The following is a 14,971-nucleotide window of genomic DNA, read 5'->3' as shown; positions in this document are numbered from 1 at the left end:
AGGGGGAGAGAAATACAATGTCCTTATTTCAAAAAGTCATTCCGGCCGCCGCTCTGTTTCTTCTGGCTTCAACGGGCAGCACCTATGCGTATGACGTGCCTTTACGACCGTTCAGCGACATAACGAACCGCGATTGGTTCCAGGAGGAGGTCTACTCGCTCTCCGCGCTCGGGATTATCGACGGGTATCCCGATGCGACGTACCAGCCCGACGGCATGCTCACCCGGGAAGCCTTCCTCAAATTGTTCGTGCAGGCGAAGCGTCTCGATCCAGCCAAGCCTGCAGGCACAGCCCCTTCGGATGTGGAACAGGCGAGGTGGTCCTATCCGTACATAGCCGCTGCCTATGAGCGAAAATGGATCGCCGGCTTGCTGGACGGCAAGCATGCCTTGGACCCCGAGCGGGTCATCACGAGGGGAGAGGTGGCGGCGGTCGCCGGCACGGCCCTGCTTGAAGCCCAGCCGGAAGAGGCGCGGAGCCGGTGGATGAGCCAAGGCTGGCAGAAGGAGAAGGAGAAGCGGAAGTTCGCCGACGCAGAGGCGCTCGCGGAAGGGCTTCGTCCGTATGCCTATTACGCGGTAAGCCGAGGCCTCATGGAAGGCGACGAGAGCGGCTTCCGCCCGCAGCAGCCGCTGACGCGCAAGGAAGCGGCTGCCATCATCTATCGGCTCATTGACGAGGAGACGGGGGGTGTGGAGCTGCAGAATACGGGCTTTTATGCGATCCGTTCCTACCCGGCGATCGGGCACATGCCGCAGCTGAACCAGGTCGCATTCGGATGGTCCCATCTGGAGTACACCACGCCGGGGACGGCCCGGCTGAACACGGAGAAGACCGAATACCGCATTCCTTCCGGGTGGGAGGAGGCGGTCAGCGCAGCCGATGCGGCCAAGGCGGGCAAGGAGCTTATGGTTTACTACGGCGACAAGAACCTGAAGGACTTCCTGAAGGACGAAGGGGCCCAGCAGGGGTTCATCGAATCCCTGAAGGCCGTTCTTACGGATGGGAAGTACGGCTTCACCGGAGTGTGTATGGACTTCGAGGGGCTCCTGGAGCCGGCCAGCGGGGCGGATTATGTGCAATTTCTCCGGGGCTTGAAGCGTAGCATACCGGACCGCAAACTGACCGTCGCCGTGCAGCCGGATTACTACTATAAAGGCTATGATCTCAAGGAAATCGGCAGCCTGGCGGATACGGTCATTCTCATGGCGTATAACTTCACCCATGACGCCAGCCGGCTGCCTTCGGCTCCGCTGCCGCTTGTCAATGATTCGGTGAAGCGCGCGCTGGCCTCCGTGCCAAAGGAGAAGCTGGTGCTCGGGATCTCCAAGCAGGCCAATCAATGGGTGACGACCCCGGACGGGGTGACGGACTCCTTCAATCCGGAGATCGCAGAGGTCGAGAAGCGATTGGCGGCTCCAGGCGTTTCGCAGGAGATGAGCTATCCGTACTTCCTGCGGCGGATTGAATTTGAGGATGAGCGGGGCCATCACGAGATGTACTACGAAGATCCGGAGAGTATCGGGAAGAAGCTCTGGCTGGCGAAATACTATGGACTAAAGGGCGTGTCCCTGTGGTACATGGGGAATTATACGGAATCGGACTGGAAGCTGCTGGACTAAAGCTGCAGGGGAGAGGGAGGCGCAGGTTGAGGCCTCTCTTTTCTAAATCGGATGAGGTGAGGGGGACGACGAAGATGATGTCGATCGCACTGGACCAGCTCTGTATGGCGGCCGCCCGAATATCGACCGTAGTCATCCCTTGGATTGCGGTGTATTGGCTGGCCCGGTTTGTTAAGGCGTATGAGCGAAAGAACTGATGGCATTGACGCCATATCGGGAGAGAAAGCTAGTTCTTTTATGAAGAAAATGATTATATTGGCTTGCCTCCTTCTGCTGCTCGGCTGCAATAAATCTGACAATAAAATAGGGGAAATTACGTATCTTCCTATTTTATCAGAAGATGTTTCCGGTATGAGCATAACGGGAGATGCAATAGAGGGCCGGGAGGCAGCCCCGGAGGAGCGGGAGCAGATTGTACAGTGGATCAACAGCGTGAAACACTTTGAAAGGGAGTCCCGTGGTTCGGATCGGCTGTGTCCTCTTCGGGTTACTATACAATTAAAGTCTCATGGTGAAATCTGGATATGCTATAACGATCCGTATGGTGGTACTTCCGGCGCTTTTGGTCAATTGGAACTTACATCAAGATATCAATTCTCCCAGAAGGATTTGCAAAGGTTTTTTCATAAGATGTTGCAAGATCAGGTGAAAGAGGAAGCGTGACAAAAGGAGCCTGCCGCCCGGCAGGCTCCTTTCGTTCTAACGAGCAGAAGGGTGGGACGTCCTCCGTCGAACCCGCCACACCCGCGCCTACATCCCCGACGTATACTTGCCGGGCTCCTTCTCGAGCACGAGATACTCGAAGAACCGCAGCAGCTCCATGTCCCAGAATTCCCACGTATGAGCCATGCCCTCCGGCTGATCGTACCGGTAATCGTAGGGATTGCCTTCGAGCCCCTCGAAGAAATCCCGCACGATCAGGTTCAGATCGAGCCAGGGGTCGAGGCTGCCGCAGGCATGGTAGACCCTCGGCAGCGGGGAGCCGCCCGCAAGGGCGGTCCGGCCGAGATGCTGCAGGTCGTTCTCCGTGCCCTTCAGGCTTCCTTCGCCGAACAGCTGAATCCGGTCGCGCGAGCGGGGGGAGCCGTCGTTCACGAACGGAATGTCGGATTTGTCGCCGGCCGAGAAGGCGCCGATGGCTCCGTACAGATCGGGCCGCGCCAGTCCGGCCTTCAGGCAGCCGTAGCCGCCGTTGGAATAGCCGGCAATATAGTTGTCTTCGCGGGCGGCCGACAGGCGGGGGAACAGGTGGCGCAGCAGGGGCGGCAGCTCCTGCGTCAGATAGCTGTGGAACTTACCCCCGTGCTCCATGTCCGTGAAGCAGGATTGCAGGCCGCCGGGTACGATCAGGGCGATGCCATACTCGTTCGCGTAACGCTCCGCCGAGCTCATTCGCAGCCACGCCGTGTGATCGCCGGAGCCGCCGTGGAGCAGCCAGAGCACCTTCAGCCTCCCGTCTCCCGAATACGGCTGTTTCTCTTGAGGGAGGATGACGCTCACGGCAGCGTCCATCCCGAGCACCGCCGAGTGGATGTGCGTTTCGATCCGCATGGGCTATTCCTCCTCCTTAACCGGGCTTCCGGCGGGCGCCAGCGGCAGACGCTGCAGCAGCCGCTCGATGCACCGGTCCCAGTGCTTCCACTCGTGGCCGCCGGGGCCTTCCTCGTAGACCAGCGGCAGGCCGAGCCGGGCGGCATGATCCCGGAAGCGCACGTTGGCCTCGTATAGAAAATCCTCGGTTCCGCACCACTGGTACAGGTCGGGGACGCTGTGCCCGGAGCGGGCCAGCCCCTCTGCGGCAGCGAAAAGATCGTTCACGCCGCCTTCGAGAGCGTCCCGGCTCCCGAAGATATCGGCGGCCTGTCCGGGATCGAGCCGGTCATACGCACGGAGCACGTCCAATGCGCCGGAGAACGAGGCCGCCGCCCCGAACCGGTCCGGAGCGAGAAGTCCGGCCTTCAGAGCGCCGTACCCGCCCATGGACAGCCCGGCGATGAACCGCTGCCCGCGTTCGGCGGCCAGAGGGAAGTTCCGCTCGCATAAGGCGGGCAGCTCCCGGGTGATGAACTGGAAATAATCGCGGCCGCTGGCCATATCCGTATACCAGCTGAGATGAGCGGCCGGCATGACGATGGCCAGAGGAAGTCCTTCTACATACCGTTCCACACTCGTGCGCCGGAGCCAGGCGGTCTGGTCATCGGTCCGGCCGTGCAGCAGATAGAGCGCGGCGTAGGGTCCGGGGACGGCCGTTCCGCGCGGACCGCCATACTGGGGCAGCAGCACCTCCATGGGAACCGGCATGCGGAGGATTTCGGAGTAATACTCAATATGCAGCCAAGCCATAGGGCAGCCTCCTTGAGTTCGACTATTTTGCAGCCTCTTCTACTTTCTTGGCGAAGGAGGGAGAACCCTTCCACAATGCCCGATTTGGAGTTAAAACGTTTAGATAGTCTGATTTTTGAACACGAATCTCTGATTTTTCCTGTTTTTTTTCTTGTAAATTTTAACTAGGATGTAAGCACCAGGGGTCAATTCAACGCGAACCTGGAACATGAAAACAAGGGCGGTGAGATGCCAAACGAATAAGTAAGCGTTTACGAGTGGAGTGGATGATCCCACAAGCTGCTCATCAAGCCCGGAGGCAGCGAAGTACAAGAACGGAGGATCGGAATTAGGAAGAAGCAGTTCGGCAGTTATGGAAATCAATGGACACAGGGTTTCGACCAGAGGTAGGAAAGTGGACTCGCCCACGAATCGTAATGTAAACGGAGGAATGAACCTTATGAATAAAAGAAAGCGTTTCCCGCTGCGCACGACGGCAGCCCTTCTCTTTGCGGCCACGCTGGCCGCGTCGCCGGTTCTCCCCCAGCCTGAGGCTCATGCGGCCGCCCGCCAGGCGGAGAAGCTGAACCGCGGCGTCGTCGCCGTCCAGACATCGAATGGCGTCTTCGTCTCGTGGAGACTGCTGGGAACCGAGGACAGCTCGGTTTCCTTTAATCTCTACCGGGGCGGCACCAAAGTGAATTCGTCGCCGATCACGAACAGCACCAACTACCAGGATACGGCAGGCACTTCATCCTCCAGCTATACGGTGAAGGCGGTTGTGAACGGAGCGGAGCAGAGCGCTTCTCCGGCCGCCGGGGTGTGGGGCTCCGGCTATCTTGATGTGCCGATCCAGAAGCCGGCCGGCGGGACGACGCCCGACGGAGTGGCATACACCTACAGCGCCAATGATGCGAGCGTAGGGGACCTGGATGGTGATGGGGATTATGAGATCGTGCTGAAGTGGGACCCGTCGAATTCCAAGGACAACTCGCAGAGCGGGTATACCGGCAATGTATACCTGGATGCCTACGAACTGAACGGCACACGGCTCTGGCGGGTCGATATGGGAAAAAACATCCGTGCCGGTGCCCACTATACCCAGTTCCTCGTATGCGATTTTGACGGAGACGGCAAAGCCGAGGTGGTCAGCAAAACAGCCGACGGCACAAAGGACGGCACGGGGGTTACGATCGGCAGCTCCACGGCGGACTACCGCAACTCCAGCGGATACGTCCTGGACGGTCCGGAATTCCTCACCGTCTTCTCCGGTACGAACGGCAAGGCGCTGTCGACCATCGACTATGTGCCGCCCCGGGGTACGGTATCGAGCTGGGGCGACAGCTACGGTAACCGCGTCGACCGATTCCTTGCCGGCGTGGCCTATCTGGACGGCGTAAGACCGAGCATTATCATGGCCCGCGGCTATTACACCCGCACGGTGGTCGTCGCGTTCGATTGGCGCAGCGGCAGTCTTACCCGCAAGTGGACCTTCGACAGCGACAGCTCGACGAACGGGTCGTCGACAGCCGGACAGGGCAACCATAACCTGAGCATCGCGGATGTCGATGGTGACGGCAAGGATGAGATCGCTTACGGTTCGCTGGGGATCGACGACAACGGGGCGAAGCTGTACGTCACGGGCCTCGGTCACGGTGATGCGATGCACCTCGGTGACCTGAACCCGGACCGCGCCGGGCTGGAGGTCTTCCAGGTCCATGAGAGCACCGGAGCCGCGTACGGCGCGGAGATCCATGACGCGAAGACGGGGGCGATTCTGTGGGGGCAGAAGACCGGGGCCGACACCGGCCGCGGCTTGTCCGCCGATATCGATCCGCGCTACAAGGGTGAGGAGCTGTGGGCTTCCGGTGTCGGACTGTACTCCGTAACCGGTACCCAGATCAGCAGCTCCAATCCGGGCTCGATCAACTTCGCGATCTGGTGGGACGGGGACCTCTCCCGCGAGCTGCTCGACCATACCGGCGGGACCGGCAAGATTGACAAGTGGGATTACAACGCAGGCTCCCTGACAAGATTGCTGACAGCCACCGGCACCAGCTCCAACAACTCCACCAAGGGCAATCCTTCCCTGCAGGCCGACCTGATCGGCGACTGGAGGGAGGAAGTCATCTGGCGGACATCCGACAGCTCAGCCCTGCGCATCTACACGACGAGCGCGGTGACGACGACGAAGCTGCATACCCTGATGCATGATCCGGTCTACCGTCTCGGCGTGGCCTGGCAGAATACAGGCTACAACCAGCCGCCGCATACGAGCTACTACCTTGGCACGGGCATGAGCACGCCGGCTAAGCCGAGCATCTATACGACGCCGTAACCGGCATCCGGACTGCAGCAGAAACAACCTCTTGCCCATAGCTCCACGGGAGAGAGGTTGTTTTTGGTGCGAAGAGAAGGACGGCGAGCCGGACGATCAAACCGGATCTTCCGCTCCGTCCGGACATAAGATTATCCAGAAAAACAGGAGGGTCCGGCGCCGCGGGGACTCTTTAGGTAACGCAAAAAGCCGCCGGACAGGCCTGCGGCTCCCTGCTTCAGAAGTCAAGATCCCGGTTCATTCCAACCCCGGATCAAGCGAGACGAAGAGATCGTCGGACTCCGCTCTTCCAGTACGCCGGCTTCCGTTCACCGTGTACTTGAACGGTACGATAATCCGCCACTTGAGCCAAGTTCGGTGAGGGTGCCTTAGGATCCGGATGCGGTAAGTGATCTCAATCGAGCTGCGGGCGGGCACTCTGAAGCTGCCGCCTGGATCTTCCGCGCCCTGCCACTGGAGACTTCCCTCCACGTACTCCGCACCTAGCGGAACTAAGTTCCCAGGCACAATCAGGGCTTCGGTATTCCCTGAGTTGGTGACCCGAATCCGCACGGTGACGAGATCTCCGGGATCGGCCGTCCCCGGAGCAGCCCCGGCATTCACGGTAAGCAGCGGCATGACCAGGCGGGTGAGGGCCGTACCGGAGAGGAAGGCGCCGTGTACCGAGCGGCCCCCCTTCAGCTGCAGCGTATAGCCGAGCTCCGCTTGGTTGGACAAGAGCTCTTGAAAGGGCGGCGTGTGTACGCTGCTGACGGTGGTCTGGAACGTGACGGTGCTTTGGGCGCCGGGCCCGAGCAGACCCAGCGGGATGCCGTCCGAGGGCTGGGCTCCAGGCATCGAGGTTCCGTTCAGCTGCAGACTGCCCAGGACGAACAGGCTCCCGGGGGGAATGGTGTCGGTCAGTACCGCATTCACAGCACAGTTGCCTGAATTGGTCACTACCATGAGGTAATGCAGACGGTCGCCGGGTGCGGCTTGGGCCAGATCCACCCTTTTGGTGATCGTCAGGTTCGGCGCCAGGATGACCGCGGCTGCTGTGTTCGAGACGGCGGTAGAGCTCAGCTCGATGCCCTCCGGGATATAGCGGACCACAGCTTGGGAAGCGATGGTATAAGGCGGAGCGGGCAGCCCGGTCACCCGGACCCGGAATGCAGCCTCCACCGAACCGCCCGGCCCGATGTCTCCGAGGGGAATGCCTTGGAGGGGGGAGGCCCCCGGCTGGAAAACCCGGTTCAAGGAGACACTGCCCTTCACGAATTCGGCGAAGGCGGACAGCGGGTCGTTGAGCCAAACCTCCCGGATGGCGAGCGTGCTGTCATTGCGGATGGTGATCCGATAAGTAATCGTATCCCCGACAAGCGCTTCCTCGGGATCCACCCGTTTGACCACGGAGACCTGAAGTCTCTGCACCCGGACCAGCGAGAGCGAGGACAGGGCTTCGCCATGCACCAGACGGCCTTCAGGGGTCCGGAAGGAGTAGGCGGCCCGCGCCCGATTCTCAAGTCTCCCCATAGCGGGGAAGGCGGCGAGCAAGAGCTGGAAGGCCGCCGACGCCTCTCCCTGCGGCGGGATGCTGCCGAGCCGAATCCCCGTATCCGGTGCGGCACCGGGCAGGGGGAGCCCGCGTACCGAAAGCGAATTGGGCACATAGACGGTGCCTTCCGGGAGGGGGTCGAACAGGACGACATCGGCCTCCGCATTCCCCGTATTCCTCACCCGGATGCGGTAAGCGAGGGTCTGGCCGGGCAGGGCCTGCACCTGATCCGCCTGCTTTTCTACCGTGAGCATAGGGCTGATGACCGGCGTATGCACAACATTGGAATAGGCACTGCCGGTGTAGCTTCCCCATTGAAAACGGACAACGGATTGATTGGTCAGCGGCTGAGGCGGCTGCGGTTCGTTCATGGTACTACAACAACCTGGAAGGTAACGGTGCTGGAGGCTCCCGCAGCAATGGCAGGCAGAGCCACGCCGGTGGCAGGGTTGTCGTTCGGCCGGGCTGTGCCGTCGACCGTAACGCTGCCGGGGACCAGCTGCGTGCCTGCAGGGATCGGATCGGAGAGCAGCACATTGTTTACGGGTTCAAACCCATTGTTGGTCACAACCACGGTATACGTGAGCGTATCGCCCACGACGGCGTCGATGGCGTTCACGCTCTTCACCACCGATACGTTCGGGGCGGAGACCGGGATCGTTACGATGTTGGAGGCTGCGGCCCCGGTTACAGTGCGCCCGGAGGGCGGAGTGAAAGTAAAGGAAGCATAGCCCGAATTCACAAGCTGCTGCGGCGAAGGCAGGGCATCCACGGTCACTTCAAGGGAGACGCGGACGGACACCGTTTCCCCGATTCCCAGCGTCCCCAGAGGAATGCCCGCTTCCGGATCGGTGCCCGGCTGGGGCAGTCCGTCGACAACGACGCTGTTCGGTACGAAGGCGGTGCCGTCCGGCAGCGAGTCGGTCAGGAGCACAACCGCCGGAATGTTCCCGGTATTGGTGACATTGAAGAAAAAGGCGATGGTGTCCCCAACCGTCGCATTGGTGCTGTTGGCTGTTTTGGTGAGTGTGATCAGCGGTTGGAAGACCGGAGTCTCCACGGTATTGGAGAAGCTGGTGGCCGAGAACGTACCCGAGGTGAAGCTGGCGGACGAACGGTTGCTGAGCCGGTCCGGGTCTGGCAGCAGGGCCACTCTGACCTGGAAGCCGACGGCTGCGGACGCTCCCGGCGAGAGTGAACCGAGGGAGACCCCGGACTGCGGGTCGGCATCCGCCAGGGGGGTCCCGTTTACCGTCAGGGTGCCGGGAACAAAGGATGTTCCTGTTGGGACCGGATCGTGGAACACGATATTGCTGACTTCCGCCGCACCGGTATTGGTCACGACGGAAGTATAGACTACCGTATCTCCGACGACCGCATCTACCGCCGGCGTCGATTTCACGATCGCAATATTCGGCGAAGATACCGCTACGGTAACTTGATCCGATAGCAGGCTGCCCGTCAGCGTCCGGCCGTCAGGCGGACTGTACGTATAAGCCCCCGCCGCCTGGTTGGTGAGCCGCTGCCCGGGAGGCAGCGTATCGATCACCACAGCGAACGTGGCGGTGACGGGTGAGTTCGGGGCGACGGGACCGAGGGAGAAGCCTGCCTCCGGGCTTGCCCCCGGCTGAACGACGCCGTTCACGATCACGCTGTTGGGCACAAAGGAGGCTCCCGCGGGAATCGGGTCCGTGATCGTTACGACGGCAGCCAGATTCCCGGTGTTCTCTGCAGTGACGCTGTAGACCAGAGTGCTGCCGACCGTGGCACTGCTGGCACTCGCGCTCTTATCAAGCGAAAGGATAGGCTGGAATACGGGAGTGACCGAGGTATTGGATACCGAAGTGCCGGAGAACGCGCCGGAAGTGAAGCTGACGAAGGACCGGTTGGTGATCTGGGGCGGGTCCGGCAGCGACGTCACCCGCAGCTGGAAGGTCACCGTGACGGAGCTCCCCGGTTCGATGGAACCGATCACTACGCCGGATGCCGGAGTGGCATCCGGCCGAACCGCCCCGTTCACCCTGACACTGCCGGGCACGAAGACGGTACCGCTTGGAAGCGTATCAAAGAGCACCACGTTCTCCACGACCGTACCGACCCCGTTGTTCGTCACGGCTACGGTATAAGGGATAATGTCTCCCACAACCGCATCCGTCACGGTAGTGCTTTTGACAGCGGAGACGTTCGGCGAGGAGACGTGGAAGGTGACCGTATTGGAGATCGCCGAGCCGGTGAGCACGCGGCCGTCGGGCGGCGTGAAGGTGAAGGCGGCCGATGCCTGGTTGGCAATCTGCTGCGAAGGCGGCTGGCTCTGGATCAGGATGGAGAAGGACACGGGTACGGTTGCCCCCGCAGCCACGGTACCGATAGAGAAGCCGGTTGACGGGCTCGCCCCCGGCAGAGGGGAACCGGCAGCGATGACGCTGTTGTCCACGAACACGGTTCCCGCAGGGACCGCATCCGTCAAGGTGACGCTGGCGGGGAAGTTCCCCGTATTGCGTACATTCACCGTGAAAGTGACGGTGTCCCCTACCGTGGCGTTGGCCGTATTTGCGGTTTTGGCCAGGTTCAGGATCGGCTGGTAGACCGGCGTGACATCCGTATTCGAGAAGGCGGAGCCCGAGAAAGTCCCGGAGGTGAAGGAGACGATCGCCTGATTGTTCAGCTGTGCCGGCGAAGGAAGGGAGTCCACTCTCACACTGAACGTTACGGTTACGGTGCTTCCCGGCGGCAGGGTCCCCAGCGTAATGCCTGAGGCAGGGTCGCCCGGTGCCGGACTGCCGTTCACTGCAGCGCTCCCGGCGACATAAGAGGTGCCGGAGGGGAGACGGTCGGTGAGCACGGCATTCGTCACGGCCTCGATGCCGCTGTTTGTGACCGTAATCGAGTAGGCGACAACGTCCCCGACAACGGCGTCGATGGCCGGTGAGCTTTTCACCACGTCCACATTCGGGAGAGCGACAGGGAAGGACACGCGGTTGGATACGGCGGACCGTGTCAGGACTCTTCCGTCCGGTGGTGTGAAGGTGAAGACAGCCGAAGCCTGGTTCGACTGCTGCTGCCCGGCGGGCAGCGTGTCGATGACCGTGGCGAAGCTCACGGCAACCGTCTGCCCGGGAGCCACCGTTCCCGCGGCGATGCCGCCTGCCGGAGATGCGTTCGGCTGGGGAACACCGCCCCCCACCACACTATTCGGTACGAACGTGGCGTTCGCGGGCACCGAGTCGGACACCGTTACCTGGGCGGCCAGATTGCCGGTGTTGCTTACCGTGATGGTGAAGACCACCGTATCGCCGACCGTAGTGTTCGTCGTATTGGCCGTCTTCACCAAAGCGATCTCAGGCTGGGTGACCGGTGTAACGACCGCGTTCGACGAAGAAGAGGCCGCGAATGTGCCGGATGTATAGCTGACGGTCGACTGGTTATTGATATTGGAAGGCGTAGCCATGGTAATCATCACCTCGTAAATCAGGGTAACCGTATCGCCCGGGGGCAAGGTTCCGATAAGAACACCGGTCAGCGGATCGGCGGAAGGCACGGAGGTGCCGTTCAAGCGAATGCTGCCGGGAACGAAGGCGGTGCCTTCGGGATTGGAGGCGGCGAAGACGACATGATCGGCTGCGGCCGTTCCATTGTTGCGGATCACCGCCGTATACGTGGCGGTATCACCTGAGGTAACGGCGGTGGTGCCGGTGGTCAGCGTCACGGCGATCTCCGGAGCGGATACCGGAATGCTGACGGAATTCGAGAGGGCCGATCCGGTGATGAGCCGTCCGTCTGAGAGGGAGAACGAATAGACTGCCTGTGACCTGTTCACCAGGAACTGCGGAGAAGGGAGCGAGGTCACGGCCACACCGAAGGTCACATCGATGCCGGTCCCCGGGGCCAGCACCCCCAAGGGGATGCCGGTTAGGGGACTCACGCCCGGCCTTGGCCGGCCCCCGGCAATAACACTGTTCGTGACGAAGGTGCTTCCCTCGGGCAGCGGATCGCTCAGCGTAACCACCGCCGCCGCGCTCCCCGTATTGCTTACCGTCACACGATAGGCGAACGTATCTCCTGCCGTCGTGGCACTCCGGTTCGCGCTCTTGATCACGGCGAGGACAGGCTGCAGGATAGCCGTCACCGTCTCACCGGAGAACGCCGCCCCTCGGAAGGTACCCGAGGTGAAAGAGGCTGCGGCGCGGTTCATGGCCTGGGGCGGATCCGGCAGCGATCGCACCCGCACCTGGAATGTCGCGATGACCGAAGCACCGGCGGCTAGCGCTGGGATCGCGAGGCCGGCCTCGGGATCTCCCTCCGGCCGGGCCGCACCGTTCACGGTGACACTGCCGGGAACGAAGGCGGTGCCGGCCGGGGCCGCATCCGAGAGGACGATCCCGCTCACGGGCGCGAGGCCGCTGTTGGTTACGGTGACCGTGTAGGTCAGCAGGTCGCCGAAGGCGGCCTCCGCCAGACTCGCGGTCTTCTGAAGGGTGAGCTGCGGTGAGGAGGCCGGCAGGTCTACGGTATTCGACACCGAAGAGCCTGTGAGCGTTCTGCCGTCCGGAAGCAGGTACGAATAAGAAGCCGTGCCGCGGTTGCTCAGCCGCGGCGGGGACAGCAGGGCATTCAGGAGCACGCGAAACGAGACGGTGACGGCCGTACCGGGAGCCAGGGTGCCGGCCGCGATCCCGGAGACGGGGCTGGAGCCGGGACTCGGGCTCCCGCCGACCGTGACGCTCCCCGGAACGAAGGAAGCCTCGGCTGCCGGCACGTCGGTCAGTGTGACGGCAGCCGCAATGTTCCCGATATTGCGCAGCGTGAACACATACCCGATCTCGCTGCCTACGACCGCGGCGCCGGCCGTGGAGGCTTTCTCCAGCGTAATCACCGGCTGGTACACAGGGGTCTGCACGGTATTGCTTAAGGAGATGCCCTGGAAGGTGCCTGAGCTGTAGGTGAGATAAGCCTGATTCGACAGCTGGGCGGGAGAAGGCAGCGCTGCGGCCTCCAGCCGGTAGGTAACTACCGCTGTATCCCCCGCTGCGATCGTGCCGAGAGCGATGCCTTCCGCCGGATTGGCATTCGGCAGGGCGCTGCCCCGGACGGTGACGCTCCCCGGAACAAACCGGGCTCCTGCAGGCAGAGCATCGAAGAGTACTGCCTGCGTGATACTGCCAATCCCGTTATTCGCCGCCGCGGCCGTATAGGTAATGACATCGCCTACAGCCGCAGCCGACAGGCTGGCCGACTTGGCCGTGATCACATTGGGCAGCGACACCGGGAGGGTGACCGTGTTCGAGGCGGCGGTGCCCGTCAGCACCCGGCCGTCCGGCACTTGGGCCGAATAGGCCGCGGTCCCCTGATTGACGAGCTGAGGCGGGGAAGGCAGGGCGTTCACCCGCACATCGAAGGCAACGGTAACGCTGCCTCCCGCCGCGATGGTGCCGGCCGCGATCCCCGCCGCAGGGTTTGCCCCTGCGGCCGTCGTTCCGTTGATCCTGACGGAGTTCGGGACAAATGAGGTGCCGGCCGGAATGTTGTCCGTTACTGTCAGCACCGCCGCGAGATTGCCGGTGTTGGCGATCTGCAGGGTATACGTGAGGAGGTCACCGACCGTGACGGCCGCGGCGCTTGCGGTCTTCGATACGCTGATCAGCGGTGCATATACGGGCGTTACCACGGTGTTGGAGGGAATGACCCCCGAGATAACGGAGCCCCCCGCCACGCTTTGGAAGGTAAATGCAGCCTCCGCCTGGTTGGCAATCTGCTGGGGGCTTGGAACGGAAGTCACCCTTGCCCGGTATGTAAGAGTAACGGATGAGTTCAGGGCCAGCGAACCGATCGGCACCCCTGTCGTAATATCGAGCGTCGGCTGAGAGACGCCGGAGATCGTAACAGAGCCGCTGACGAAGGCGGAGCCGGCCGGCAGGCGGTCGGAGACGACGACGCTGGCCGCATTTGCCGTACCCGTGTTGCTTACCGTGACGGTGTACGTAAGGATGTCCCCGGCAATGGAGCCTGACGCCGAGGCGCTTTTGGCCACCGAGATGCGGGGGGCGTTGATGTCGATCTGTATGGCATTGCCGTTCACCACATAAGCATCCCCGGAGGTCGTGAGCTGAAGGACGGCGGAAGACTGGTTGTTGACCAGTCGGGCCGAGATATCGACGTTGGTGATGTCCCAGCCCTGACGGCCGCCGGAGATGTTCGTTCCCGGCGCTCCGTTGGTCTGATTGCGGGTGCCGAAGGTGCCCGTGGTCGAGAGTTGGCCGTTGTCCCCGTTGATCTGCGACGCAAAGAAGTTATTCGCCAAATTGTTCGGTCCCGACAAGGCCGCCAGGGAGGCGGTGGTGGGGCCGAACAGCGCCTGATCCCCCGTCCGGTTCGCATCCCCTTCCTGGGCGCTGAACAGGGCCCGGCCGCCGAGCGCTCCGGTGACCGGGGTTGCAAAGCCTGTCAGCGTCGTGGAGACCGCGGCGGATGTGGATTGGACAAGCACGGCCCCGGCACGGAGCGACATGTTGCGGAAGGGCAGGGACGGGTTCTCGTAGATCACGCCGAGCGTCCAGCCGGCATGATTGGCTGTAGGGTCGTTCGTAGTCACGAGCGTACCGACCACCCGGCCGACCGTATAGGTCCCCGCCCCTCCCCCCTGGATAAGCGAAGTGACGTTGGCCGTCCGCACATAGGCGAAAGCCCCGCTGCCAAGATCCACCTCGTTACGGGTGGCCGTGTCAGGCGTGATGCTGTAGGTGGTTCCGGCCGGGGTCGTGAGCGTGATGGCATTATTGATCGAAGAGTTGAGATTCACATTGCCGTTAATATAAGTGGCACCCCAGATCAGCTCCGCATACAGTACCGTGCTTCCCGAAGGGAGGGTGAGTACGGCGGATGAGCTGCTGCTGAGATACTGGCTCGTCGTTCCCAGCGGGTAAGTGCCATAGCGTACTGTGGCGTTGGTCGTGACAAAGGCACCGATGCTGTCGTTGGTTCCCGGCGTTCCTTCGCTGTTGCCGCGGCTTAAACCAAGCGTATTGCCGGTAAAGGTGATGGCTCCTGTGGCGTTGAGAGTGGAGCGGACAACAAGAGGAATATTCCTCACCCCCTGAGCATCAGGATATATGGCGTCAAGTAAGCCTGCCGCTTTCCGGGCGCTGCATCCTCTACCAT

8 protein-coding genes are annotated in these 14,971 nt (G+C 61.9%); 4 read left to right on the top strand and 4 right to left on the bottom strand.

The genetic code is table 11. The annotated features are described in order from the left end of the window. Nucleotides 1–17 precede the first annotated feature (17 nt). The 3 genes from ACP26L_RS27165 (at nucleotide 18) to ACP26L_RS27155 (ending at nucleotide 2,285) form a co-directional block, all read left to right on the top strand. Entirely contained in the window at nucleotides 18–1,622 is a 1,605-nt protein-coding gene (locus ACP26L_RS27165) for an S-layer homology domain-containing protein (protein ID WP_426448095.1), read from the top strand. A gap of 74 nt (nucleotides 1,623–1,696) precedes the next feature. Beyond that, on the top strand, nucleotides 1,697–1,819 hold the full coding sequence (locus ACP26L_RS27160) for a hypothetical protein (protein WP_426448093.1): 123 nt from the start codon (nucleotides 1,697–1,699) through the stop codon (nucleotides 1,817–1,819). After that, entirely contained in the window at nucleotides 1,803–2,285 is a 483-nt protein-coding gene (locus ACP26L_RS27155) for a hypothetical protein (protein WP_426448091.1), read from the top strand. The genes ACP26L_RS27160 and ACP26L_RS27155 overlap by 17 nt, the downstream gene beginning before the upstream one ends. Nucleotides 2,286–2,372: 87 nt before the next feature. Here the strand turns inward: ACP26L_RS27155 and ACP26L_RS27150 are convergent, their stop codons facing one another. Further along, a complete protein-coding gene (locus ACP26L_RS27150) occupies nucleotides 2,373–3,173 on the bottom strand; it encodes an alpha/beta hydrolase (RefSeq protein WP_426448089.1) in 801 nt (266 codons plus the stop codon). A 3-nt stretch (nucleotides 3,174–3,176) separates the two neighbouring features. After that, nucleotides 3,177–3,965 carry an alpha/beta hydrolase gene (locus tag ACP26L_RS27145; RefSeq protein ID WP_426448087.1) on the bottom strand — a complete coding sequence of 263 codons (789 nt, stop codon included), beginning with the start codon at nucleotides 3,963–3,965 and terminating at the stop codon, nucleotides 3,177–3,179. Nucleotides 3,966–4,404: 439 nt separating this feature from the next. Here ACP26L_RS27145 and ACP26L_RS27140 point away from each other — a divergent pair, with 439 nt between their 5' ends. Then, nucleotides 4,405–6,282, top strand: a complete 1,878-nt coding sequence (locus ACP26L_RS27140) for a rhamnogalacturonan lyase (protein ID WP_426448085.1) — start codon at nucleotides 4,405–4,407, stop codon at nucleotides 6,280–6,282. A gap of 237 nt (nucleotides 6,283–6,519) precedes the next feature. On the opposite strand, the gene ACP26L_RS27135 is transcribed toward ACP26L_RS27140, so the two are convergent. Together ACP26L_RS27135 and ACP26L_RS27130 are read right to left on the bottom strand one after the other, a co-directional pair. After that, a complete protein-coding gene (locus tag ACP26L_RS27135) occupies nucleotides 6,520–8,187 on the bottom strand; it encodes a hypothetical protein (protein WP_426448083.1) in 1,668 nt (555 codons plus the stop codon). Then, nucleotides 8,184–14,903 carry a DUF7507 domain-containing protein gene (locus ACP26L_RS27130; protein ID WP_426448081.1) on the bottom strand — a complete coding sequence of 2,240 codons (6,720 nt, stop codon included), beginning with the start codon at nucleotides 14,901–14,903 and terminating at the stop codon, nucleotides 8,184–8,186. The genes ACP26L_RS27135 and ACP26L_RS27130 overlap by 4 nt, the downstream gene beginning before the upstream one ends. Nucleotides 14,904–14,971: the final 68 nt, after the last annotated feature.

Source organism: Paenibacillus sp. S-38, assembly GCF_049942825.1.
Taxonomy (GTDB): Bacteria; Bacillota; Bacilli; order Paenibacillales; family NBRC-103111; genus Paenibacillus_G.
This window is presented reverse-complemented; position numbering and strand designations above follow the sequence as displayed.

Coding starts and splice junctions, on each gene's coding strand:
- ACP26L_RS27165 (WP_426448095.1), top strand. CDS start 18: ATGTCCTTATTTCAAAAAGTCATTCCGGCCGCCGCTCTGTTTCTTCTG.
- ACP26L_RS27160 (WP_426448093.1), top strand. CDS start 1,697: ATGATGTCGATCGCACTGGACCAGCTCTGTATGGCGGCCGCCCGAATA.
- ACP26L_RS27155 (WP_426448091.1), top strand. CDS start 1,803: ATGAGCGAAAGAACTGATGGCATTGACGCCATATCGGGAGAGAAAGCT.
- ACP26L_RS27150 (WP_426448089.1), bottom strand. CDS start 3,173: ATGCGGATCGAAACGCACATCCACTCGGCGGTGCTCGGGATGGACGCT.
- ACP26L_RS27145 (WP_426448087.1), bottom strand. CDS start 3,965: ATGGCTTGGCTGCATATTGAGTATTACTCCGAAATCCTCCGCATGCCG.
- ACP26L_RS27140 (WP_426448085.1), top strand. CDS start 4,405: ATGAATAAAAGAAAGCGTTTCCCGCTGCGCACGACGGCAGCCCTTCTC.
- ACP26L_RS27135 (WP_426448083.1), bottom strand. CDS start 8,187: ATGAACGAACCGCAGCCGCCTCAGCCGCTGACCAATCAATCCGTTGTC.